25 protein-coding genes are annotated in these 23,878 nt (G+C 60.2%); 15 read left to right on the top strand and 10 right to left on the bottom strand.

Annotated elements, in window-relative coordinates; genetic code table 11:
- The first annotated feature begins 27 nt into the window (after nt 1-27).
- The 10 genes from iolD (at nt 28) to ACEN8R_RS13605 (ending at nt 12,102) form a co-directional block, all read left to right on the top strand.
- Nucleotides 28-1,959 carry a 3D-(3,5/4)-trihydroxycyclohexane-1,2-dione acylhydrolase (decyclizing) gene (gene iolD / locus ACEN8R_RS13650; protein WP_495624972.1) on the top strand — a complete coding sequence of 644 codons (1,932 nt, stop codon included), beginning with the start codon at nt 28-30 and terminating at the stop codon, nt 1,957-1,959.
- 31 nt (nt 1,960-1,990) lie between these two features.
- Nucleotides 1,991-3,016: a bifunctional inositol 2-dehydrogenase/D-chiro-inositol 1-dehydrogenase gene (gene iolG / locus ACEN8R_RS13645; protein WP_018928028.1), complete on the top strand. Its 1,026-nt coding sequence runs from the start codon at nt 1,991-1,993 to the stop codon at nt 3,014-3,016.
- Nucleotides 3,017-3,159: 143 nt separating this feature from the next.
- Nucleotides 3,160-4,020, top strand: a complete 861-nt coding sequence (locus ACEN8R_RS13640; RefSeq protein ID WP_007939382.1) for a sugar phosphate isomerase/epimerase family protein — start codon at nt 3,160-3,162, stop codon at nt 4,018-4,020.
- 109 nt (nt 4,021-4,129) lie between these two features.
- The gene (locus ACEN8R_RS13635) at nt 4,130-5,182 is read left to right on the top strand and encodes a Gfo/Idh/MocA family protein (RefSeq protein ID WP_495624971.1); all 1,053 of its coding nucleotides are present in this window, start codon (nt 4,130-4,132) and stop codon (nt 5,180-5,182) included.
- A gap of 366 nt (nt 5,183-5,548) precedes the next feature.
- A complete protein-coding gene (locus tag ACEN8R_RS13630; protein WP_086945496.1) occupies nt 5,549-6,475 on the top strand; it encodes a sugar ABC transporter substrate-binding protein in 927 nt (308 codons plus the stop codon).
- Between the two features lie 69 nt (nt 6,476-6,544).
- Entirely contained in the window at nt 6,545-8,110 is a 1,566-nt protein-coding gene (locus ACEN8R_RS13625; RefSeq protein WP_064617032.1) for a sugar ABC transporter ATP-binding protein, read from the top strand.
- A gap of 57 nt (nt 8,111-8,167) precedes the next feature.
- Complete coding sequence (locus ACEN8R_RS13620; RefSeq protein WP_018928024.1) at nt 8,168-9,190, top strand: ABC transporter permease; 1,023 nt, start codon at nt 8,168-8,170, stop codon at nt 9,188-9,190.
- Nucleotides 9,191-9,516: 326 nt separating this feature from the next.
- Nucleotides 9,517-9,921 (top strand): TraR/DksA family transcriptional regulator, encoded by a 405-nt coding sequence (locus ACEN8R_RS13615; protein ID WP_007935965.1) that lies wholly within the window; start codon nt 9,517-9,519, stop codon nt 9,919-9,921.
- 251 nt (nt 9,922-10,172) lie between these two features.
- On the top strand, nt 10,173-11,777 hold the full coding sequence (locus tag ACEN8R_RS13610; RefSeq protein WP_064617033.1) for a methyl-accepting chemotaxis protein: 1,605 nt from the start codon (nt 10,173-10,175) through the stop codon (nt 11,775-11,777).
- Between the two features lie 121 nt (nt 11,778-11,898).
- On the top strand, nt 11,899-12,102 hold the full coding sequence (locus ACEN8R_RS13605) for a hypothetical protein (protein WP_018928022.1): 204 nt from the start codon (nt 11,899-11,901) through the stop codon (nt 12,100-12,102).
- Between the two features lie 7 nt (nt 12,103-12,109).
- Here the strand turns inward: ACEN8R_RS13605 and ACEN8R_RS13600 are convergent, their stop codons facing one another.
- The 3 genes from ACEN8R_RS13600 to ACEN8R_RS13590 all read right to left on the bottom strand — a co-directional run bounded on the left by ACEN8R_RS13600 (nt 12,110) and on the right by ACEN8R_RS13590 (nt 13,127).
- Nucleotides 12,110-12,349 (bottom strand): DUF2789 domain-containing protein, encoded by a 240-nt coding sequence (locus ACEN8R_RS13600; protein ID WP_018928021.1) that lies wholly within the window; start codon nt 12,347-12,349, stop codon nt 12,110-12,112.
- 139 nt (nt 12,350-12,488) lie between these two features.
- Nucleotides 12,489-12,719 (bottom strand): hypothetical protein, encoded by a 231-nt coding sequence (locus ACEN8R_RS13595; protein ID WP_018928020.1) that lies wholly within the window; start codon nt 12,717-12,719, stop codon nt 12,489-12,491.
- A gap of 159 nt (nt 12,720-12,878) precedes the next feature.
- Nucleotides 12,879-13,127 carry a hypothetical protein gene (locus tag ACEN8R_RS13590; RefSeq protein WP_081626538.1) on the bottom strand — a complete coding sequence of 83 codons (249 nt, stop codon included), beginning with the start codon at nt 13,125-13,127 and terminating at the stop codon, nt 12,879-12,881.
- Between the two features lie 410 nt (nt 13,128-13,537).
- Here ACEN8R_RS13590 and ACEN8R_RS13585 point away from each other — a divergent pair, with 410 nt between their 5' ends.
- The 4 genes from ACEN8R_RS13585 to ACEN8R_RS13570 all read left to right on the top strand — a co-directional run bounded on the left by ACEN8R_RS13585 (nt 13,538) and on the right by ACEN8R_RS13570 (nt 15,948).
- Nucleotides 13,538-14,008, top strand: a complete 471-nt coding sequence (locus tag ACEN8R_RS13585) for a hypothetical protein (RefSeq protein WP_026286571.1) — start codon at nt 13,538-13,540, stop codon at nt 14,006-14,008.
- Nucleotides 14,008-14,211 (top strand): hypothetical protein, encoded by a 204-nt coding sequence (locus ACEN8R_RS13580; RefSeq protein WP_007935975.1) that lies wholly within the window; start codon nt 14,008-14,010, stop codon nt 14,209-14,211. Before ACEN8R_RS13585 ends, ACEN8R_RS13580 begins: the two co-directional genes overlap by 1 nt.
- 119 nt (nt 14,212-14,330) lie before the next feature.
- A complete protein-coding gene (locus tag ACEN8R_RS13575; RefSeq protein ID WP_064617035.1) occupies nt 14,331-15,347 on the top strand; it encodes an ABC transporter substrate-binding protein in 1,017 nt (338 codons plus the stop codon).
- Between the two features lie 163 nt (nt 15,348-15,510).
- Nucleotides 15,511-15,948: a DUF3995 domain-containing protein gene (locus tag ACEN8R_RS13570; protein WP_018928016.1), complete on the top strand. Its 438-nt coding sequence runs from the start codon at nt 15,511-15,513 to the stop codon at nt 15,946-15,948.
- A gap of 69 nt (nt 15,949-16,017) precedes the next feature.
- On the opposite strand, the gene ACEN8R_RS13565 is transcribed toward ACEN8R_RS13570, so the two are convergent.
- The 7 genes from ACEN8R_RS13565 to ACEN8R_RS13535 form a co-directional block, all read right to left on the bottom strand.
- A complete protein-coding gene (locus ACEN8R_RS13565; RefSeq protein WP_018928015.1) occupies nt 16,018-16,380 on the bottom strand; it encodes a Na+/H+ antiporter subunit G in 363 nt (120 codons plus the stop codon).
- Complete coding sequence (locus tag ACEN8R_RS13560) at nt 16,377-16,655, bottom strand: K+/H+ antiporter subunit F (protein ID WP_008151692.1); 279 nt, start codon at nt 16,653-16,655, stop codon at nt 16,377-16,379. The genes ACEN8R_RS13565 and ACEN8R_RS13560 overlap by 4 nt, the downstream gene beginning before the upstream one ends.
- Nucleotides 16,652-17,140 (bottom strand): Na+/H+ antiporter subunit E, encoded by a 489-nt coding sequence (locus ACEN8R_RS13555; RefSeq protein WP_064617038.1) that lies wholly within the window; start codon nt 17,138-17,140, stop codon nt 16,652-16,654. Before ACEN8R_RS13555 ends, ACEN8R_RS13560 begins: the two co-directional genes overlap by 4 nt.
- Nucleotides 17,137-18,822 (bottom strand): monovalent cation/H+ antiporter subunit D, encoded by a 1,686-nt coding sequence (locus ACEN8R_RS13550; protein ID WP_018928013.1) that lies wholly within the window; start codon nt 18,820-18,822, stop codon nt 17,137-17,139. Before ACEN8R_RS13550 ends, ACEN8R_RS13555 begins: the two co-directional genes overlap by 4 nt.
- Nucleotides 18,819-19,163 carry a Na+/H+ antiporter subunit C gene (locus ACEN8R_RS13545; RefSeq protein WP_007935994.1) on the bottom strand — a complete coding sequence of 115 codons (345 nt, stop codon included), beginning with the start codon at nt 19,161-19,163 and terminating at the stop codon, nt 18,819-18,821. The genes ACEN8R_RS13550 and ACEN8R_RS13545 overlap by 4 nt, the downstream gene beginning before the upstream one ends.
- The gene (locus ACEN8R_RS13540) at nt 19,163-22,093 is read right to left on the bottom strand and encodes a monovalent cation/H+ antiporter subunit A (protein ID WP_018928012.1); all 2,931 of its coding nucleotides are present in this window, start codon (nt 22,091-22,093) and stop codon (nt 19,163-19,165) included. Before ACEN8R_RS13540 ends, ACEN8R_RS13545 begins: the two co-directional genes overlap by 1 nt.
- Nucleotides 22,094-22,248: 155 nt before the next feature.
- Nucleotides 22,249-23,277: a DMT family transporter gene (locus ACEN8R_RS13535; RefSeq protein ID WP_018928011.1), complete on the bottom strand. Its 1,029-nt coding sequence runs from the start codon at nt 23,275-23,277 to the stop codon at nt 22,249-22,251.
- Between ACEN8R_RS13535 and ACEN8R_RS13530 the strand changes: the two genes are divergently transcribed.
- Nucleotides 23,272-23,835 carry a helix-turn-helix domain-containing protein gene (locus ACEN8R_RS13530; RefSeq protein ID WP_018928010.1) on the top strand — a complete coding sequence of 188 codons (564 nt, stop codon included), beginning with the start codon at nt 23,272-23,274 and terminating at the stop codon, nt 23,833-23,835. The genes ACEN8R_RS13535 and ACEN8R_RS13530 overlap by 6 nt on opposite strands.
- The last annotated feature ends 43 nt before the right edge of the window (nt 23,836-23,878 follow it).

Here is a 23,878-nt window from a genome sequence, read left to right as displayed (position 1 = left end):
GGATTTGCATACGGAAAAGGTGCGAGCATGACCACAACAAGACTGACCATGGCCCAGGCCCTGGTGAAATTCCTCGATAACCAGTACATCGAGGTCGATGGGGTCCAGAGCAAATTCGTCGCCGGGATCTTTACCATTTTTGGCCACGGCAATGTGCTGGGTCTGGGGCAAGCCCTGGAACAGGACAGCGGCGACCTGATCGTCCATCAGGGCCGCAACGAGCAAGGCATGGCCCACGCGGCCATTGGTTTTGCCAAGCAACACCTGCGGCGCAAGATCTACGCCTGCTCTTCATCGGTGGGCCCGGGCGCGGCGAACATGCTGACTGCTGCCGCGACGGCCACCGCCAACCGTATTCCCTTGCTGCTGTTGCCCGGCGACGTCTACGCCTGCCGCCAACCAGACCCGGTGTTGCAACAGATCGAGCAGTTCCACGACCTGAGCATCAGCACCAACGATGCGTTCAAGGCCGTGAGCAAATACTGGGACCGGATCAACCGTCCCGAGCAACTGATGACTGCGGCGATCCACGCCATGCGCGTGCTCACCGACCCCGCCGAAACCGGCGCCGTGACCCTGGCCTTGCCGCAAGACGTGCAGGCCGAGGCGTACGACTATCCCGATTACTTCCTGCAAAAACGCGTGCACCGCATCGAGCGCCGTCCGGCCACCGAAGCGATGCTCGACGATGCCGTGGCGTTGTTTGAAGGCAAGCGCAAACCGCTGATCATCTGCGGCGGTGGGGTCAAGTATTCCGGTGCCAATGCAGCGTTGCAGGCCTTTGCCGAGCGCTTCGATATTCCTTTCGCCGAAACCCAGGCCGGCAAGAGCGCGGTGGTGTCGAGCCATCCGCTGAACGTCGGCGGGATCGGCGAAACCGGTTGCCTGGCGGCGAACCTGTTGGCCAGGGACGCAGATTTGATCATCGGCATCGGCACCCGCTACAGCGATTTCACCACCGCGTCGAAATCCTTGTTCAAACACCCGGACGTGCAATTTCTCAACCTCAACATCAGCCCTTGCGACGCCCTGAAACTCGATGGCGTGCAACTGCTGGCGGACGCCAGAACCGGCTTGAACGCCTTGGCCGCTGTGTTGGGCGACTATCGCTCCGGCTGGGGCGATCAACCCCGACAGGCCCGGGCGCAGCTGGACGAGGAAGTCGACCGAATCTATCAGGTCGAATACCAGACTCAAGACTTCGTCCCGGAAATCAACGATCACCTGGACCCGGCGGTGCTGCGCGAATTCATCGAGCTGACCGGTTCCTGCCTGACCCAGAGCCGGGTGCTCGGTGTGCTCAATGAAACCCTGGCCGATGATGCGGTGATCGTCGCCGCCGCCGGCAGTCTGCCCGGCGACTTGCAGCGCAGCTGGCGCAGCAAGGGCGTGAACACCTACCACGTCGAATACGGTTATTCGTGCATGGGGTATGAGGTGAACGCCGCACTGGGGGTGAAGCTCGCCGAGCCTGAGCGCGAGGTCTATGCGCTGGTGGGCGACGGCTCCTACATGATGCTGCACTCGGAGCTGGCGACCTCGATCCAGGAGCGCCGCAAGATCAACGTAGTGTTGCTGGACAACATGACCTTCGGCTGCATCAACAACCTGCAAATGGAACACGGCATGGACAGCTTCGGCACCGAGTTCCGTTTCCGCAATCCTGAAACCGGCAAGCTCGATGGCGGTTTCGTGCCGGTGGATTTCGCCATGAGCGCGGCGGCTTACGGCTGCAAGACCTACAAGGTGAACACGGTTGAAGAGCTGCGAGCCGCGTTGGCGGATGGGCGGTTGCAGACGGTGTCGACGCTGATCGACATCAAGGTCCTGCCCAAAACCATGATTCACAAATACCTGTCGTGGTGGCGGGTCGGTGTGGCGCAAGTCTCCACCAGCGCACGCACTGACGCAGTGGCCAAGACCCTCAACGAACGATTGGCCAAGGCCCGTCAATACTGATTGCCCTGAAACGAACAACAGGAGTGTTTATATGTCTTCGCTTTCCAATTCGTTGCGTATCGGCGTCATCGGCACCGGGGCCATCGGCCAGGACCATATCCGTCGTTGCAGCCAGACCTTGCTCAACAGTCAGGTTGTCGCGGTCACCGACATCAATTTGCAGCAAGCGGCCAAGGTCGTCTCCGATCTGAAACTGACCGCGGAGGTCTATCCCGATGGCCACGCGCTGATCAAGGCGCCGGACGTCGACGCAATCCTCGTCACCTCCTGGGGCCCGAGCCACGAAGAGTTCGTGCTGGCGGCGATTGCGGCGGGCAAACCGGTGTTCTGCGAGAAACCGCTGGCGGTCACCGCCGAAGGCTGCCGCAAGATCGTCGAGGCCGAAGTGGCCCACGGCAAGCGACTGGTGCAGGTTGGTTTCATGCGCCCGTACGATGAAGGTTATCGGGCATTGAAATCGGTGATCGACAGTGGCCAGATCGGCGAGCCGCTGATGCTGCACTGCGCACACCGCAACCCGACCGTAGGTGAAAACTACAAGACCGACATGGCGATCACCGACACGCTGATCCATGAGCTGGACGTGTTGCGCTGGTTGCTCGACGACGACTATGTGTCGGTGCAAGTGGTGTTCCCGCGCAAGACCAGCAAGGCCCACGCCCATTTGAAAGACCCGCAGATCGTGTTGCTGGAAACCGCCAAGGGCACGCGCATCGACGTGGAAGTGTTCGTCAACTGCCAGTACGGCTACGACATCCAGTGCGAAGTGGTAGGGGAGACCGGCATCGCCAAACTGCCGGAGCCGTCGCAGGTTCAACTGCGCAGCGGAGCGAAACTGTCCAATGCGATTCTGATGGACTGGAAGGATCGGTTCATCGCCGCGTACGACGTCGAGTTGCAGGCGTTCATCGATGGCGTGCGCGCCGGGCAGGTCGGCGGGCCATCGGCGTGGGACGGTTTCGCCGCCGCCGTCGCTGCGGATGCCTGCATCGAGGCGCAGAACAGCGGCCAGATTGTCAAAGTCGCACTCCCTGATCGCCCACGCTTCTACGGTTAACCACTGACCCCTGTAGGAGCGAGGCTTGCCCGCGAAGACGTCGACACATTCAACATTGATGTCGGCTGAAGGTCCGTCTTCGCGGGCAAGCCTCGCTCTTACAGGGGATGGTGTCGATTTCTGGTTAAGGAGAACAAAAAAACATGCGCATCGCACTAGACCCCTACATGTACCGCAACCTGTCCCTGGGCAAGATGGTCGACAAGGTCGCCGAGCTCGGTTACGAACACATCGAGCTGTCGCCCCGAGAAGATTTCCTGCCGTTCTATAAAGCCCCGCGAGTCGACAAGGCGCGGATCAAGGAATTTCGCAAAGCCCTGAGCGATACCGGGGTCAAACTCTCTTCCTTATTACCCATGTACCATTGGGCCGCCGCCGATGAAGGTTTGCGCGTGGCCGCCGTGCGCAACTGGAAGCGGGCGATCCAGATTGCCGTGGAGATGGACTGCGAGCTGGTCAACACCGAGTTCACCGGTCAGTCGGACAACCCGTTGGTCTGCGAGAACCAGTTCATGCGTTCTATGGACGAACTGATCCCCGAGTTCGAACGCGAAGGCATCAAGCTCGATATCCAGGCCCATCCTTATGATTTCTGCGAGCGCAACAACGAGTCGGTGGACATCATTCGCGGTCTGGACCGCGACTGGATCAACTACCTCTACGCCGCGCCGCACACGTTTTTCTATGACGATGGCGTGGGTGACATCGCCTCGATGCTCAAGTACGCCGGCTCGAAGCTGAGTCACTTGATCATCGCCGACACCTACAACCACAAGGCTTCCTCGGGCTTGCGCTACATCGTCAACCCGCCAGGTGTCACTGCCACCGTGCATCAGCACCTGGACATCGGCCAGGGCGAGGTCGACTGGGAAGCGTTTTTCGGCACCTTGCGCGAGATCAAGTTCGATGGCATCGCCACCGTCTCGGTATTCGCCTGGGAAGACCGGCCGGACGAGTCCAACCGAATGATGCTCGAACGCGTGACCCGCGAACTCTGCCAATAGCCCCACCCCCTGTAGGAGCGAGGCTTGCCCGCGAAGAGGCCCTCAAGATCGCTAAAAGCTTCGCGGGCAAGCCTCGCTCCTACGGATCATGTGAACACAGGAATTAATTATGCGTATCGGACTTGTCGGTTACGGCCATGGCGGCCGGTTTTTCCATGCGCCGCTGATCAGCAGTTTGCCGGCGGCGACGTTTGTGGGCGTGGTCACCCGTTCCGCCGAGCGCCGACAACTGCTGGCCACGGAACATCCCGGTGTGCCGGCCTTCGACAGCATTGGCCAACTGGTCGAAGCCGGGGTTGATGTGCTGGTGGTGTCCACGCCGCTCAAAGGTCGTCCGGCGTTGGTGCTCGACGCCATCGAACACGGGGTGGCGGTGGTCAGCGACAAGCCGTTCGCCGCCGATACGCAACAGGCGCAAACCCTGATCACCATGGCCGAGCGTCAGGGCGTACATTTGAGCGTCTACCAGAACCGGCGCTGGGATTCGGATTTCCTCACCGTACGCAAACTCATCGGGTCTGGTGCCCTGGGCCAGGTCACCCGTTTCGAGTCGCGGATCGAACGCTACTCGCCACAGTCGGTGAACAACGGCAGCGGCGGTGGTTTCCTGCGCGATCTGGGCAGCCATCTGGTGGATCAGGCGTTGCTGTTGTTTGGCCCCGTCACCCGGGTTTACGCCGAACTGGATTACCTCGAAAAAGGCCAGACCTTCGACAACGGCTTCTTTATGTCCCTGACCCATGCCAGTGGCGTGATCTCGCACCTGAGTGGCAGTTGCCTGCAAAACACCCCCGGCCCGCGTTTTCGCGTGACCGGCACCCAGGGCTGCTACAGCGTCGACGGTCTGGACGGGCAAGAGGCGTCGGCCCTGGCCGGGCTCACACCCAAATCCGAGGGCGAGCGCTGGGGCGTCGAAGAGCATCGTCGCTGGGGCTGGTTCGAGCAGGGCGAGGTGCGCGAGCGGGTGCCGTCCGAGCGAGGCTGCTGGAACCAGTTCTATTTGCAGCTACAAACCGCGTTACAGAGCGGTGGCCCACTGCCGGTCGAGCCCCGTGATGCACTGGCGACCACCCGCGTGCTAGACGCTGCGCGGCTCAGTTTCGAGCGCCATCAAGTGGTGACTTTGAGCGCATTTGAAAGCCATGGAATAAAATCAGAATAAAATTCTAAAATGAGTTGATATAGAAATTATTTTCCAATAAAGTCGTTTCCAGGTTGCCGACTATCAACGTCCGATCACGCTCAAGCAGGCCTTGAACGAGTGAAGGACGCACCAAAAACAAGAAACAAAGCCAGGTACCGTCGATGAAAACCTTCAACTCTACTCTGCATGCTTTACGTTCCGCGCTGCACCTCTCTCGCGACCTGCCTCGCGTCTCGTTTCATTCCGTCTCTCGCTTGCTTTGCGTCGAACGCAAGGGCGCCCTGGTCTGCTGCATTCCGGGAGCGCCGATAGTCCGCTTGCCCGCTTACTGAAATCGTCACGCCTTATCCATAAAACCAACAAGAATGTGGAGAAAGACCTTTCATGAAGACCAAGACCCGTTTCGCCTCACTCGCCTTGTCCCTGATGCTCGCCAGCGGTGCCGCACTCGCTGACATGAAGATCGGCGTCAGCATGGCGCAGTTCGATGACACTTGGCTGACCTACCTGCGCGAATCCATGGACACCAAAGCCAAGTCCTATCCCGATGGCGTCAAGCTGCAGTTCGAGGATGCGCGCAGCGACGTGGTCAGGCAGTTGAGCCAGGTAGAAAGCTTCATCAGCCAGAAGGTCGACGCCATTGTGGTCAACCCGGTGGATACCGCCGCCACCAAGAAAATCACTGAAGCAGCGGTCAAGGCCGGTATTCCGCTGGTGTACGTCAATCGTCGTCCCGACGACATGAACCTGCCCAAAGGCGTGGTCACTGTCGCCTCCAACGATCTGGAGGCCGGTCAGATGCAGATGCAGTACCTGGCGGAAAAAATGGGCGGCAAGGGCGACATCGTGATTCTGCTCGGTGATTTGGCCAACAACTCCACCACCAACCGCACCAAGGGCGTAAAAGAGGTGCTGGCCAAGTACCCGAACATCAAGATCGAGCAAGAGCAGAGCGGCATCTGGTCGCGGGACAAGGGCATGACCCTGGTCAACGACTGGCTGACCCAGGGCCGCAAGTTCGACGCGGTCGTCTCCAACAACGACGAGATGGCGATTGGCGCGGCCATGGCCCTGCAACAGGCGGGTGTCGCCAAAGGCAGTGTGCTGATCGCCGGTGTCGACGGTACGCCCGACGGCTTGAACGCGGTGAAGAAGGGCTCTCTGCTGGTCTCGGTGTTCCAGGATGCCAAGGGGCAGGCGGACGGTTCGATCGACACCGCGGTGAAAATGGCCAGGAATGAACCGGTCGAGCAGGCGGTGTGGGTGCCGTATCGCTTGATCACGTTGCAAAACGTTGACCAGTTCAAATAGTCCGTCCGTTCGATAACAACAATAAGCACGCAAGGTTGCGATGCGACCTTGCTGATGGAGTACCTGATCATGTTCGCTTCAGCGACTGCTTCGAGCACCCCGTTGGTGGGTATCCAGCCAACCGCAACATCTGTCGATGAGCCGTACCTGCTGGAGATCATCAACGTCAGCAAGGGTTTTCCCGGTGTGGTGGCCTTGTCCGACGTACAGCTGCGGGTGCGTCCCGGTTCCGTGCTGGCGCTGATGGGCGAAAACGGTGCCGGCAAATCCACCCTGATGAAAATCATTGCCGGCATCTACCAGCCGGACGCTGGCGAGTTGCGCCTGCGGGGCAAGCCGGTGGTCTTCGAAACGCCACTGGCCGCGCTCCAGGCCGGGATTGCGATGATCCACCAGGAACTCAACCTGATGCCACACATGAGCATCGCCGAGAACATCTGGATCGGCCGGGAGCAGCTCAACGGCCTGCACATGATCGATCACCGCGAAATGCACCGCTGCACCGCCAAACTGCTGGAGCGGCTGCGGATCAATCTCGACCCGGAAGAGCAGGTGGGCAACCTGAGCATCGCCGAACGGCAGATGGTCGAGATTGCCAAGGCGGTGTCCTACGACTCCGACATCCTGATCATGGACGAACCGACTTCGGCTATCACCGATAAGGAAGTCGCCCACCTGTTCTCGATCATTGCCGACCTCAAGAGCCAGGGCAAAGGCATCATCTACATCACTCACAAAATGAACGAAGTGTTCAGCATCGCCGATGAAGTGGCGGTGTTCCGCGACGGCGCCTACATCGGCCTGCAACGGGCCGACAGCATGGACGGCGACAGCCTGATTTCGATGATGGTCGGTCGCGAACTGAGCCAGTTGTTCCCGGTGCGCGAGAAGCCGATCGGCGATCTGTTGCTGTCGGTACGCGACCTCAAGCTGGACGGCATTTTCAAGGACGTCTCCTTCGACCTGCATGCCGGGGAGATCCTGGGCATCGCCGGATTGATGGGCTCGGGGCGGACCAATGTCGCCGAGGCGATTTTCGGCATCACTCCGAGTGACGGTGGCGAGATCCGGCTCGACGGCGAGGTGGTGCGCATCACCGATCCGCACATGGCCATCGAGAAGGGCTTCGCGTTGTTGACCGAAGATCGCAAGCTCAGCGGCCTGTTCCCGTGCCTGTCGGTGCTGGAAAACATGGAAATGGCGGTATTGCCCCATTACGTCGGCAACGGCTTCATCCAGCAGAAAGCCCTGCGCGCGTTGTGTGAAGACATGTGCAAGAAGCTGCGGGTGAAAACGCCGTCGCTGGAGCAGTGCATCGATACCTTGTCCGGCGGTAATCAGCAGAAGGCCTTGCTGGCGCGCTGGCTGATGACCAACCCGCGAATCCTGATTCTCGACGAGCCGACCCGGGGCATCGATGTCGGCGCCAAGGCCGAGATCTACCGGCTGATCTCGTACCTGGCCAGCGAAGGCATGGCGGTGATCATGATTTCTTCGGAACTGCCGGAAGTGCTGGGCATGAGCGACCGGGTCATGGTCATGCACGAGGGCGACCTGATGGGCACCCTCGACCGCAGCGAAGCGACCCAGGAACGAGTGATGCAACTGGCCTCGGGCATGTCCGCGGTTCACTAATGGATGCTGGCGGTGGCCGTGGCCGCCGTCGACGACGCAATAGAAGGGTGAGTGGTTATGAACGCGATACTGGAAAACAAGCCTGCAATGGCACCGGTCAAGAGTCGCCGGCGCTTCCCGACCGAGCTGAGTATCTTCCTGGTACTGATCGGCATCGGCCTGGTCTTCGAGCTGTTCGGCTGGATCGTGCGGGACCAGAGCTTCCTGATGAACTCTCAGCGCCTGGTGCTGATGATCCTGCAAGTGTCGATCATCGGCCTGCTGGCAATCGGGGTAACCCAGGTCATCATCACCACCGGTATCGACCTTTCCTCGGGTTCGGTGCTGGCGCTGTCGGCGATGATTGCCGCCAGCCTGGCCCAGACCTCGGACTTTGCCCGGGCGGTGTTTCCGTCCCTGACTGACTTGCCGGTGTGGATTCCAGTGATCACCGGGCTGGGGGTGGGATTGCTGGCGGGGGCGATCAACGGCAGCATCATTGCGATCACCGGGATTCCACCGTTCATTGCCACCCTCGGCATGATGGTCTCGGCGCGCGGTCTGGCGCGCTACTACACCGAAGGTCAGCCGGTGAGCATGCTCTCGGATTCCTACACAGCCATAGGGCACGGCGCGATGCCGGTGATCATCTTTCTGGTGGTGGCAGTGATCTTTCACATTGCCCTGCGCTACACCAAGTACGGTAAATACACCTACGCCATTGGCGGCAACATGCAGGCGGCGCGTACCTCCGGGATCAACGTCAAGCGGCATCTGGTGATTGTCTACAGCATCGCCGGGTTGCTTGCCGGCCTGGCCGGGGTGGTGGCGTCGGCACGGGCCGCGACCGGGCAGGCCGGGATGGGCATGTCTTATGAACTGGACGCGATTGCCGCGGCGGTCATCGGCGGCACCAGCCTGGCCGGTGGCGTTGGGCGCATCACTGGCACCGTAATCGGGGCATTGATTCTCGGGGTCATGGCCAGCGGCTTTACCTTTGTCGGTGTTGACGCTTATATTCAAGACATTATCAAGGGGCTGATTATTGTGGTGGCGGTGGTCATCGACCAGTACCGCAACAAGCGCAAACTCAAGCGCTAAACCACACGAAAGACGAAACTGCGCCACGCCTGACCCGCGTGGCGCAGCCGTTTGTCTTCTATATACAGCCGCTGGACTGAATTTCTTGCTATAAACGCACTCCGATAAGCGCCTCAAAGCTCGCCATAGAGCACTTTCAGGGCTTTGTCGGACAGATTTGCTGTCTTTTCAGTTGCTGAGGCCTCAAGTCGGCCTTAGACTGCCGCCCCTCGTAAATTGAGTGCCGGGTGGCGCTTGGAATAAACGGCGCCGTTCCAATGACCGCACAAGGCTCAACGGAACGCTCCCTAATTCGCCTTAATGCACGTTTTTTTATAGAGATATCAATGACAAAGGACAAGTTGCTGGCCATGCCGGCGGATGACTACATGAATGCCGAGCAACATGCTTTTTTCTCTGAGCTGTTGCAGAACATGAAAGTCGAAACCCATGAGCGCATCGAACAGAATCGCATCGCCATCGAGAGCCTGGACACCCCGGCCGATCCGGCTGACGCAGCTTCTGTCGAAGAAGAGCGCACCTGGCTGGTGAACGCGATCGATCGCGACCAGCGCATGCTGCCTCAGTTGGAACAGGCCCTGGAACGCATCAAGGAAGACAGCTTCGGCTGGTGCGATGACAGCGGCGAGCCAATTGGCCTCAAGCGCCTGCTGATCAGCCCGACCACCAAGTACTGCATCGAAGCTCAAGAACGTCACGAGCAGATCGACAAGCACCAGCGTCAGGCCTGATTCTGTGAGGCAGCCAGCTAATAACTGGCTGCCTTGAAAAGATCGCAGCCTTTGGCAGCTCCTACAGGTTTATGTGAACCCGTGCAGGAGCCGCCGAAGGCTGCGATCTTTGCTTTTCGACGTCTGCGAAAACACCCGTGCACTTCTATTGATCTGCTGCAACCCCCCACTACTAACGGACCATAGATAATGGCCTTGTGGTGGCGTTTAATGCGGATACAACAATTAGAAGATGCCTGGGGTGACAAACGATGATGCGAGACGGGTCTCTGGCTGGGGCAGTGCCCGCAGCCGTACTTTTGCCGAAAAACCAGTGGCTCACGCCGACTCTGCAAAGCATCGCCCTGATGCTCTTGCTGTGTGGCATGGCATTGGCTGGCTGGTCGCTTTACCTTGGCCTGCCATTGGCTGTGCTGATTATCTGGCTGCCGCGCCTGCGCTCGCGCACGCTGCCGCAGGCAACCCCGGCTGACAACGCCAGCGCCATCGCCGGTTTGACTCGCGATCTTTCCTACACCACCAGTCATAACGCCTTGTCGGCCGCCGGCGTGGCCTTTTCGGTCAAGCAGCTGGCCGACAAGCTGCAATCGCAACTCGGCGCCGCAGCACAGATTGTCAGCAGCGCTGAAGTGATGATCGCCACCGAACAGGCTACCTCGACACTCAGCCGGGAAGCCTTGAGCGCGGCGAGCGAAGCCCATCAGAGCAGCGCGGCAGGGCGTACGGAACTGATCGAGTCCATCGCGCGCATGCATCAACTCAGTCAGCGTGCCAGCAACAGCCGCGAGTTGATCGAAGCCCTGAGCCTGCGCAGTGACGATATCCAGCGGGTCACGCTGGTGATCCAGTCCATCGCCAGCCAGACCAACCTGTTGGCGCTGAACGCGGCCATCGAAGCGGCGCGGGCCGGGGAACACGGTCGCGGGTTTGCGGTGGTGGCCGATGAGGTTCGTGGCCTGGCCGCGCGCACGGCGACGGCGACCGGCGAAGTCGGGGAGATGGTCGCCGATATTCAACAACGCACCGCGCAAGTGGTGGAGCAGATTCGTCAGTTGGCCAGCGACCTCAATACTGGCGTTGCGCAGGTCGAGCACACGGGGCAGCACCTGGAAAACATCGCGCGCCTGGCGGCCGGTGTTGAAAGGCAGGTCGGGGAAATCGCTCTGGGCGCGGACACTAATCGCGAACAACTCGACAGCCTGTTCCACGCCATCGAACAAATGCGCAGCGACCTGGCGATCAGTGACCAGCAAACCCAGCGCCTGGCCCAGGCGGCGGTGCAAATGGAAGGGCAGGCCGAAACCATCAGTGAACGTCTCGCCGAAGTCGGGCTGGATGACTATCATCAGCGGATTTACGACCTGGCCCGCGAAGGGGCGAGTCAGATTGCGGCGCGTTTCGAGGCGGATATCGACCAGGGCCGGATCAGCCTCGACGACCTGTTTGATCGCAATTATCAGACGATCCCCAACACCAGCCCGACCAAATACCAGACCCGCTTCGACCGTTACACCGATCAGGTCTTGCCGGCGATTCAGGAACCGTTGCTGCCGCGTCACGAAGGCCTGGTATTCGCCATTGCCTGCACGCAGCAGGGGTATGTGCCGACCCACAACACGGTGTTCAGCCAGCCACTGACCGGCGACGTGCAGGTCGATACCCTGCAAAACCGCACCAAGCGCAAGTTCGCCGACCGCACCGGGATTCGCTGTGGCAGCCACCAGCAGGCCGTACTGTTGCAGACCTACACCCGCGACACCGGTGAACTGATGCACGACCTCTCGGTGCCGATCATGCTCAAGGGGCGCCACTGGGGTGGATTGCGGTTGGGCTACAAACCGGAAAAGCCTCGCTGATAGCCTGGCAATTGTTACCGCATATGCAACGAAGCTGTGCAACGCCGTTGCTGTTTCCTCGAGGATGAACTCATTAACATGCCTGCATAGTTAGGTCGCTAATGAAATTCGAGAGGTCAGCATGCAAAGCAAAGTCGATGTCGCGGTCATGATTGGCAGCGGCGTGCCCGCCAGTTTGCGAGCGATGGGGCAGAGCGTCTGTTGGGTGGTGCTGCTCAACGGTGAACGCCGGGGGACGGTGTTCTCCAGTCGTAATGAAGCCGAGGAGTGCAGGGCTGCCTGGTTGGCACAATTGAACGCCGAAATGCCCGACAGCCTGCATTGAGCCTCAGCTAGTGAATCTGGTGCATGCGCAGGTTCAGGTCGTCGACCACGTGCGCCCAATCGGCGTCTTCACGCAGTTGTTCCTTGAGGAAGCCGGCTTGTTGCGGAGTCCAGAACTCGGCATCGATGAGTTTCTTGTCATCGGGCAACGGTGAATGCAGGGCAATGAAATCGTCGATGGCCTTTTCGCTGGAGTCCAGGCCGAGCTGGTCGAACAAGCCTTTCAAGTCATGTGTGGGTGAATCCATCTTCATCTCCTTGCAGATAATCAATCGCCTCGGGCGTGAGGTCTGAGGTGCGGCTTCATTGCATCTGAGGGAGCCGCGCGCCAGGGAGTTCGATAACGATGTTCAAAGCAGGGATGAGCATAGACTGTAAACCCGATGGTCAGCCCTTCAACGCACCCTCATCGACGGCAAGCTTCAGGGCTTTGGCGGACTCCTGGGCGGCAATCGTCGCGACTTCCGCGGTCTTGAACCAGCGATCCTTTTCGACCTGGTGATACGACACCGTGGTCAGCGGTGGTTTGGCGCGCATGATAATGACTGCCTGGAATTCACCGTCGACCTCTCTGGCTTCGCCCCGGATAAAAAATTCACCGATATCAAATTCCGTCACGTAGCAGTCTTCCCTTTGAAATATTATGTTGTATTGAGCGCCGTCCACCCTGGAGACGGGTTTCATGGGGCGGGCAGTATGGCAGTAGTTGCCTGCCGGCGGCTGAGTTAAGTCGCCGGCGTGACGAAACGTCTATAAATGTGAATGCCGCAAGATGAGTCAGTTGCGAGACTCGAGCGAGCGGGCAAGGGCGCAGGCTTCGTTATGGTCGGCGCGGAAACCTCTGACACGTCCGGTGGATATTTCCCTGATGTGGAAAAAGGCGTTGCCGGCCAATACCACCTGAAAACGCGGGAGCAGATGCGCCTCAGGGAGGAAATCCTGCTGGCGGAGTACTATCGATTGCAGAAGTGACGAGCCGTTTGTGTGGTGTGTGTGAGGCTGGGCGAAGTGAGTCAGTGTGCACATATGAAGTCCTTTTCGTGGTTTTACCGACGTGCGTACGTTGTTTTGGGTAGTCTCGGTGAGCATGGCTGCTCTAGAATCGCTCTCACTGGTTGGCGATTGCTGCCCATCTAAAGCAATTTTTTACTGGCGATATGTCAGAAAAGTGCTTTTTTTAAAGAGATTTTTCCCTAAAGTTGGTGATCCGGTTTTTCTGGCCGTCAGAAGGGCGTTTTCCTTCAACCTCTGACGACCGCCAGGCAAGACGACGCGGGGGATGTTCCAGTAATCTTCCCAAACCTCGCGATGAATGAGCCCTCTGCTCGTTCCAGGATTACGACCCGGGTCATTTGGCTAAACCTCGGCATTGCCGCTTTTTTCTGCTGTGCGCGTTTCCTGCGTACGGCATCATTTTCAGATGTGGGGATGTTTCCTTGGCAGTAAGTAATCTCGATATGCATGCTTTGTTCGTACTGGGTGATTTGCGCGCAAAGCTGGTTAAACAGTTTCAGTCACGTTTCGTCTACATCACCGAACAGAACGCTGAAGGCATTTACATTGCCGAGATCGACACCGAAGCCGCGCTGGTGGTAGACGACAAGCCCGGGCTGAAACTCAAGGTCGGCGATCATTTCAGCGCTTCCGTATTGCCCAGCCGCGAAGGCGGAAAACTGGATATCAAGTTCCGCGAAATCAAATTGACGGTGTACGGACTGGGGGATTACGCGTTCGTGACCACCGCAGACGGCCACGGCATTGTGTTCAAGGAAGGTCATAGCGTGGTGATGGTGTTTGCGGCCCACCAACAATTGCAGGAAGGCCTGACCAAGACACTGAAAGCCGTGACTGCCAAGGCCGCCAAGTGGCGCAAAGGCGAACTGGTGACCTTCAAGGCCAGCGAGTAATGACCCAGACCCGCGCCGATTTCCATGAACAGAACCAGGCCAGTGCACACGCCGAGGCCCAGCGCCTGTTGGCTGAAAAGGCCGTTCTGCAGGGAGCCTGGCTGAGTTGGGTAGCGTCACAGATTTATATGTTGCGCCCGGCGGCGTACGCCAGCATGGTCAGAAGAGAGCTTGCGCGCTTGCAGGAACCTTCCGAAAAATAATCCTCGCCCCTCGAAAGCAGAAACCTCTACTACAGTCAGTTGACTGAGTATTCAGAGGCTTGTGGTCTTCTTTGTCAGGCCATCCTGCTATTGCTGTGAACAGCACGAGGTGCAAGAGCATGAAGGGATTACGACGGTTACTGGCCGCTACCCTGGCCACGTTCGGCTTGTTGGTTTCACCCGTTCCGGTATTCGCTGCCCAGGCACCGATTCACTTTGCCGACCTGAATTGGGAAAGTGGCAGCCTGATCACCGAGATTCTGCGGATCATCGTCGAGCAGGGCTACGGCTTGCCGACCGATACCTTGCCCGGAACGACCATTACCCTGGAAACCGCCTTGGCCAACAATGACATTCAGGTCATTGGCGAAGAGTGGGCGGGCCGCAGTCCGGTCTGGGTCAAGGCTGAGGCCGAGGGCAAAGTCGCGAGCCTGGGCGATACGGTCAAGGGCGCCACCGAGGGCTGGTGGGTGCCGGAATACGTGATCAAGGGCGACCCGGCCAAGGGCATCAAGCCGCTGGCGCCGGGGCTGCGCAGTGTCAGTGATCTGCCGCGCTACAAGGATGTGTTCAAAGACCCGGAAACCCCGAGCAAGGGGCGCTTCCTGAACAGCCCGATCGGCTGGACGTCGGAGGTGGTCAACAAGCAGAAGCTCAAGGCCTATGGGCTGAACGACAGCTACGTGAACTTTCGCAGTGGTTCGGGGGCGGCGTTGGACGCGGAGATCAGTTCGTCGATTCGTCGCGGCAAACCAGTCCTGTTCTATTACTGGTCGCCGACGCCATTGCTCGGCCGTTTCAAGCTGATTCAACTGCAAGAGCCGCCATTCGACGCCGAAGCCTGGAAAACCCTGACCGAGGCTGACAACCCCAATCCGAAACCGACTCGCTCACTGCCCTCGAAGCTGTCCATCGGCGTGTCCGCGCCGTTCCAGAAACAGTACCCGCAGCTCACCGAGTTCTTCAGCAAGGTCGATTTACCGATCGAAGCGTTGAACAAGGCCCTGGCCGAGATGAGTGAAAAACACACTCCGCCACGTCAAGCGGCCGAGGCGTTCATGAAGGCGAACCCACAGGTGTGGCAGGCCTGGGTGCCCAAGGATGTGGCGGATAAAGTCGCTGCCCAGCTGAAATAAACTGCTCGGGTGTACATGAAACTCGTAGAAGCCTGCGATCTTTTGATTTTGCCGTTGGAAGCAAAGTCAAAAGATTGCAGGCTTCGCCAGCTTGTGCCGGGCGCTTTTAAAATCGCGCAAGGAAGTTCATTCTGCTGCAACATTTCACACGGGACGTCTGAATATGAGCCTTTTGGTCGCGCAATGGATTGCTGCAATCTTTCTGGTCATCAGCCTGATCCACCTGTATTGGGCGGCGGGTGGCAAGTGGGGTAGCGAGGCGGTGGTACCGAGCGTACCCGGGGAGGACGGTGAGGCATCAAGGCCGGCGTTCAAGCCATCGGGCTTTGGCACGCTGCTGGTGGCGGTGGGTTTGCTGCTGATAGCGATGCTGGTGTGCCTGCGGGTCGGACTGTATCTGCCCACGGTGCATCACTGGTCGTTGCAATGGGTAATTAGCGCGATTGCTCTGCTGATGTTCGCTCGGGCGATCGGCGATTCGAATCTGGTGGGGTTCTTCAAGCAGGTCAAGGATTCGAAGTTTGCCCGGCTCGACACTTGGGCGTATTCGCCGTTGTGCTTGGTGTTGGGGGCCGGGTTGCTGGCAGTGGCCTGGATCTGAGGGGGGCGGTCAATCGCTTTCGCGAGCAAGCCCGCGAAGAGATCCCGCCAATCAACACAAATCCCTGAACTAACTCCCGGGTTCCGTGCGCCGACTACTCACTTCCGCCGGCACATCATCCCCCGCCATGCGCTTGCGGAACAGCGCTGCCCGGGCCAGCAGCAGCGTGGTCACCGGCATCGTGATCGATAACAGAATCGGAATCAGCCAGGCATGCAACACCGGCCCCGACTTGAGCGCCGAAAAGTAAATGATCGAAGCCAGAGCCACACACCACGCGCCCAAAGTCGAGGCCAGCGCCGGTGGGTGCATGCGCTGGAAGTAATCCTTCATCCGCAGCAGCCCGACCGCGCCGATCAGTGCAAACAGACTGCTGAGCACCAGCAGAATCGCCACCGGAATTTCCACCCACAAAGACAGTTCAGCGTTCATTCGATCACCTCGCCACGCAACAGGAATTTGGCCAGGGCAAACGAGCCGACGAAGCCGAACAGGGCGATCAGCAGCGCCGCCTCGAAGTAAGTGTCACTGGCATAACGAATGCCCAGCGCGAGCATCATCAGCATGGCGATGATGTACAGGTAATCCAGGGCCAGAACCCGGTCCTGGGCTGACGGGCCCTTGAACAGGCGGATCAGGGTCAGAATCATCGCCAGCGAAAAGATGAACAGGCTCAGCAGGATCGCGTTCGACAGCAATGCGCTCATTCGAAGATCTCCATCAAGGGGCGCTCGTAGGTCGCCTTGAAGTGCTGGATGAATGGGCCTTCGTCATCCAGATCGAAAACGTGCAGCAACAGAATGCTGCGATCCAGCGCCAGTTCCGACCAGACCGTGCCGGGAATCACCGTGCAGATGATCGACAGCGCCGCCAGACCGTTGGCATCGCGCAAGTCCAGCGGCACCTTGATGAACCGCGAGCGAGGCGCACGCCGCCCGGCATTGAGCACGCCCCAGGCCACGGCGAGGTTGGACACCAGCACATCGCGCCCGACCAGCAAGAACAAACGCAAAATCACCCCGGGGCGACGAATGCGGATCGGCAACGGCCGCAGCTTGCGCATCATCAGTGGGGCACAGAGGCCCAATACCGCGCCCAACAGCACATTGCCGGGGCTCATCGACAGGTTCAACAGCAGCCACAGCAGCCACAAGGACAGTGACAACCACGGCGCAGGAAACAGACGCTTCATGGTTGCACCTCCACCAGTGCTGCCCTGGCTTCAGGGCTCGGCACCGCACGGGTGCCGAGCACCGCCATCACGTATTGCTGAGGGTTATTCAATGCTTGAGCGGCGGCCTGGGTGTAGCGCAACAGCGGTTCAGCCTTGAACGTCAGCGCAATGCTCAGCCCCAGCAGAACCATGATCGGCACGCATTCTAGACGACGCAGCAAGGGCGATGGCCGCTCTTGTGGGGTCCAGAAACGCTGGATACCCACACGCGAGAAAGCGATCAACGAGGCCAATCCGGACAGGATCAACAACGCCAGCAACCCCCACGCGCCGTTCGATACCGGCTCGTCGCTGCCATGACCCAGGCCCAGCGGGTTGAGCAGGGCGCTGAGCAGGCTGAGTTTGCCGATAAAACCGGAGAGCGGCGGCATGCCGATAATCAATAAAGCGCAGGCGATGAAGCTCAGGCCGAGGAAGGCCATGGTCCAGGGAATCACCTGACCGACCACGGCTTTCTGGTCGTCATCGAGGTTGAAGCCTTTGGGCGGCTGCAAGGATTCCAGGGGCCGTGGCAGCAGCTCGCCGTCATCGTCCAGTGGCATTTCGTTGGCCGAACGCGAACGCTCGATCAACTCCGCCAGCAGGAACAGCGCGCTCAAGGCCAGGGTCGAGCTGACCAGGTAAAACAGCGCCGCGCCGATCAGGTTCGGCTGGGCGAAACCGATGGCCGACAACAAAATGCCTGCCGACACCAGGATGCTCAGGCTGGCCATGCGCTCCAGGCGTTGCGCGGCGAGGATCGCCACGGCGGCGCAGACGATCGTCGCCATGCCGCCATAGATCAGCCAGTCGCCACCGAAGTACGCGGAGGCCCCGGCCTGACCGGAGAACAGCAGCGTCCACAGGCGTAGCAGGGTGTAGACGCCGACCTTGGTCATGATCGCGAACATCGCCGCTACCGGCGCGCTGGCCGCGGAGTACGCCGGCACCAGCCAGAAGTTCAGCGGCCACATGCCGGCCTTGGCCAGGAACGCCACTGCCAGAATCGCCGCGCCGGCATGCAGCAGGCCGCGATCGGCTTCCGGCACCAGCGGGATTTTCAGCGCCAGGTCGGCCATGTTCAGCGTGCCGGTGACGCCGTAAATCAGCGCCGCGCCAATCAGGAACAGCGACGAGGCCAGCAGGTTGATCGAGATGTAATGCAACCCCGACGACACCCGCGGCCGGCCCGAACCGTGCAACATCAGCCCGTAAGAGGCGGCGAGCAGCACTTCGAAAAACACGAACAGGTTGAACAGGTCCGCCGTTAGGAAGGCGCCGTACAGGCCCATCAACTGAATCTGGAACAGTGCGTGGAAACTCGAACCGGCGCCGTCCCAGCGGGCCATGGCGAACAGCAGGGCGCTGACGCCGATGATCCCGGTCAGCACCAGCATCAACGCCGACAGGCGATCAACCACCAGCACAATGCCGAACGGCGCCTGCCAGTTGCCCGGCAGGTACACGCCGATGGAGCCTGGCACACCGGTGGTCTGCGTCCATTGCAGCAGCATTACGGCAATGCCCAGTCCCAGCAGGCTGGAGAACAGATTGATCTTGGCCTTTAGCGGGCGGTGTTTCTCGCCCAGCATCAGCATCACGGCGGCGGTCAGCAGTGGCAGCAGAATCGGTGCAACGATCAGGTGAGTCATCGCCATCATTCTTTAGGCTCCCGGCCATCCACATGGTCAGTGCCGGTCAGGCCCCGGGAGGCGAGCAGCACCACCAGAAACAGCGCGGTCATGGCGAAACTGATGACGATTGCGGTCAGCACCAGCGCCTGCGGCAGCGGGTCGGTGTAGTGCAGCAAATCCTGAGGCACGCCGTCCTTGATGTTCGGCTCCTTGCCGATGAACAGGCTGCCCATGCTGAAGATGAACAGGTTGACGCCATAGGACAGCAGGCACAGGCCCATGACCACCTGGAACGTCCGTGGCCGCAGGATCAGCCATACGCCGGACGCGGCCAGCACACCGATGGCGATTGCGATGACTTCTTCCATCAGATGGCTCCTTGGGTGACAACGGCTTTGGCCGCGGGCCTGATTTGCGCGCTGGTTTTATGACCGCGTACCGATTGGTGGGCAAGGGCGGTGAGGATCAACAGCGTCGAACCGACCACCACGGCGTACACGCCAATATCGAAGAACAGCGCGCTGGCGATATGAATGTCACCCAGCAGCGGCAGCTCGAAATGCCAGGTGTGGGTGGTCAGGAACGGATACCCGACCGCCATCGCCCCGAGCCCGGTAACGGTGGCGAACAACAGCCCGGTGCCCATCCAGCGCAGCGGCCGCAAGCTCATTTGCGCCTCGACCCACTGGGTGCCGGCGACCATGTATTGCAGGATGAACGCCACCGACATCACCAGTCCGGCGACGAAACCGCCACCCGGCTGGTTGTGCCCGCGCAGGAACAGATAGAAGGAGATCACCAGGGCGATCGGCAACAGCAAGCGCACCAGCACCGCCGGCACCATCATGAAACCGAGCGCGGTGTCGCTGGCGTGACGCGGGTTGACCAGATCGGTGACCACATCGGGCGCCAGCAGACGCTGTTGGGCCGGCAGCTGCAGGCTTTCTTTCGGAGGGCGGAAGCGTCGCAGCAGGGCGAACACCGCCAGGGCCACGGCCACCAGCACGGTGATTTCGCCGAGGGTGTCGAAGCCACGGAAATCCACCAACATTACGTTGACCACGTTGCTGCCGCCGCCTTCGGGTAGGGCGCGGCTGAGGTAGAACGAAGAAATGTCGTTGGGCGTCTGGCGGGTCAGCATCGCGTAGGACAACAGCGCCATGCCGCCACCGACCGCTGTCGATAGCAGCAAGTCGCGAACCCGCCGTACCCGCGCCTTGCGCAGGCTGCTCGGCAACGGTGACACCTCTTCGATCCGTCGCGGCAACCAGCGCAGGCCGAGCAGGATCAGCACCATGGTCACCACTTCGACCACCAGTTGCGTCAGGGCCAGGTCCGGCGCCGAGAACCAGACGAAGGTCACGCAGGTCATCAGGCCGCAGACACTGACCATGGTCAGGGCCGCGAGCCGGTGATACTTGGCTTGCCACGCCGCGCCGAGGGCACAGGCAATCGCCAGCAGCCAGAGGATCACGAACACGATCGAGCCCGGAATTTTCGCCCGGTCACCCCAGCTCAGGCTGCTGTGCAGCATCGGGATCACCCCGGCCAGTACGGCGGCGAGCACCACCAGAAACAGTTGGGTTTGCAGGCGCCGGGTGCTGATCCGCCGCTCCAGCCGTCGGGCCAGACGCATCATGACCACCAGGCTGCGCTCGAACAGCCGCTTGCCATTGAAACGGCTGATCACCGGCGGGTGCGTGAAGCGTCCTTGCTTGAGTTGATTACGCAGCAACAGGTAAAGCACGATGCCGCCGGACATGGCAATCAGGCTCATGAACATCGGTGCGTTCCAGCCGTGCCAGATCGCCAGGCTGTACTCGGGCAGCGTGCCGCCCACCACCGGCAATGCGGCGGCGGCGAGCAGCGAGCCGACCACTTGAGCGGGGAAAATCCCCACCACCAGACAGGTGAGCACCAGCAACTCCACCGGCGCGCGCATCCAGCGCGGCGGTTCGTGCGGGGTGTGCGGCAGATCGGTGGCGGTCGGGCCGAAGAACACGTCGACGGTGAAGCGCAGGGAGTAGGCGACGCTGAACGTCCCGGCGATGGTCGCGACGATCGGCAGGGTCATCTCGATCCAGGCCGTGGCGTTGATGAACACGGTTTCGGCGAAGAACATCTCTTTCGACAGGAAGCCGTTGAGCAGCGGCACGCCGGCCATGGAGGCGCTGGCAACCATGGCCAGGGTGGCGGTGAACGGGATCAGTTTGACCAGGCCGCTGAGTTTGCGAATGTCCCGGGTGCCGCTTTCGTGGTCGATGATCCCGGCGGCCATGAACAGCGAGGCCTTGAACGTGGCGTGGTTGAGAATGTGGAACACCGCGGCCACGGCGGCCAGCGGACTGTTCAGGCCCAGCAGCAGGGTGATCAGACCCAGGTGGCTGATGGTCGAGTAGGCCAGCAGGCCCTTGAGATCGTTCTGGAACATCGCGCAATAAGCGCCGAGCAACAGGGTGCAGGCGCCGGCCCCGCTGACGATGTAGAACCATTCTTCACTGCCGGACAGCGACGGCCACAGGCGCGCGAGCAGGAACACCCCGGCCTTGACCATGGTCGCCGAGTGCAGATACGCCGAGACCGGTGTCGGTGCCGCCATCGCGTGGGGCAACCAGAAGTGGAAGGGAAATTGCGCACTTTTGCTCAGGGCGCCGATCAGGATCAGGGGCAGCAGAATAGGGTAGAGGGCATGCGCGCGAATCAGATCGCCGGCGGCCAGGACCTTGTCCAGGTCATAGCTGCCCACCACATGGCCGAGCAGCATGACCCCCGCCAGCAAACACAAACCGCCCGCGCCGGTGACCATCAGTGCCATATAAGCACCCCGTCGCGCATCGGCGCGGTGGTGCCAGTAGCCGATCAACAGGAACGAGAAGAGGCTAGTCAGCTCCCAGAAAAACACGATCTGGATCAGGTTGCCGGAAATCACCAACCCCAGCATGGCGCCCATGAACGCCAGGAAAAACGCAAAGAAGCGCGGCACCGGATCGTCTGGTGACATGTAATAACGGGCGTACAACGAAACCAGCGTGCCGATGCCCAGTACCAGCATCGAGAACAACCAGGCGAAACCGTCCATGCGCAGCACGAAGTTCAGGCCCAGGCTGGGGAGCCAGAAGAACTCTTCACGGATCACGCCGCCATGGGCGATTTGCGGGTACAAGAGGGCGACCTGGACGGTGCCGATCAAGGCAACCAGACCAGCCAACAGCGATTCGGTATTACGCGCGTTGTGCGGCAGCAAGGCTGCCAGACAGCTGCCGATAAAAGGCAGAAGCAGTAGAACTATCAGGGACATAGGCTTCTAATCTGCGGAAGTTTATGAGGCATCATACGTGCCAGCTCCCCGATCACCAAACGCCAAGCTGTCGCAGAATCCTACAAGATAGACGCAGAAACCCTGTTTATCATTGTTTCAAAGGAGATCGCGATCGTTCCCACGCGTGGGAACGATCAGTGTTCGGTTTCCTGTACCGAATCTTCTTCGATCTCGGGAACAACTTTCCCGTTGGTCTTCAACTCACTGACAATCACCGCCGCCACAATCAACCCCGCCCCAACCAGCGCAATCGCCGGCAAGCGTTCCCCGGCGAGCCGCCCGGCAATCCCGGCCCACACCGGCTCCCCGGCATAGATCAACGTCGCCCGAGTCGGCGACACACTCTTCTGCGCCCAGTTCATCGCCACCTGGATCGCCGCACTCGCCGCGCCCAGGCCCAAAGCGCTGCACAACAGCAACCACGAGAAGTCGGGAATCACTTCCTGGGTCGGCACCACCATCAGGAACGACAGCACCGACGTCACCGCCAATTGCACCACCGTCACCCGGCGCACGTCGACCTGGCCGGCATAGGTGCTGATCAGAATGATTTCCGCGGCAATCGCCACGGCGCTGATCAATGTGGCGATTTCACCGGGGCTGAAATTGAACGACGCGCCGGAAGGCCCCGACAGCAACATCAACCCGGTAAAGGCCAGCATGATCCCGATGCTCGGCATCAACCCCGGACGACGCCCCAGCACCAGCCATTGCAGCAGCGGCACGAACGGCACATACAGCGCGGTAATAAACGCCGACTGACTGCTGGGAATGCTCTGCAAACCCACGGTCTGCAAGCCGTAACCAAGCATGATCGCCATACCGATAAACGCCCCGGCCTTGAGTTCGAACAGCGTCAGTTCACGCAGATGGCGCCAGGAGAACAGCGCCACAAGGCTCGCCGCCGCGGCAAAACGCAGCCCGACGAAGAACATCGGCCCGCTGACGGTCATCGCATGCTGCACCAGCAAAAAGGTCCCGCCCCAGACCATGGTAATCAGCACCAGCACGCACTCGGCCTTGCTGAACCGGGAGAAACGGGGGGAAGTATGAGAAGCGTTCATTGACGTCATGACCTTGCGCGCCATCTGAGGGAGACGCACAATGCGCCCGAAGTTGGGCAGTATACTGCGCAACGCCACCCAGTGAGCAATATAGTGCACAAAGATTCCACCCAACGGGCTTCAGTCCTCCAGCACGTCAGCCTGAACGTGCGACGTCTGCGCCACGCCGCCGACATGAGCCAGAGCGCCCTGGCCGAAAAGTCCGGGGTCAGCCGCCGGATGCTGGTGGCCATCGAGGCCGGCGAGAAGAACGTCAGCCTGACCACGCTCGACCGCGTGGCCGAAGCGCTGGACGTGGCCTTCAGCGACCTGATCCAGGCCCCCGACGCCCGCGACCCGAGCCGCATCAACGAACTGGCCTGGGCCGGTACGATCCCGGGCAGTAAAGCGGTGCTGCTGGCCAAAGCCACCGCCACCCGCGAAGTAGAACTCTGGGAATGGCGCCTGGAACCAGGCGAGCATTACCCCTCGGAGCCGGATGCCGAAGGCTACAGCGAACAGCTTTATGTGTTCGAAGGTTGCCTGACCCTGATGCTTGGCGGTCAGCCGCAGAAAATTGCGGCTGGCGAGTTCTTTATGTTTGCCAGTCATCAACCGCATTCTTATCGCAATGATGGGGACGTGGCGGCGCGGTTTGTGCGTAATGTGGTGATTTGACTGTTTACCGGCTAACACTGGATAAACACTTTGCTGTTTTAAA

The organism is Pseudomonas sp. Pseusp15, from assembly GCF_059492165.1.
Note: the sequence above shows the minus strand (reverse complement) of the source record. Positions and strands in the feature narration are given on the sequence as shown.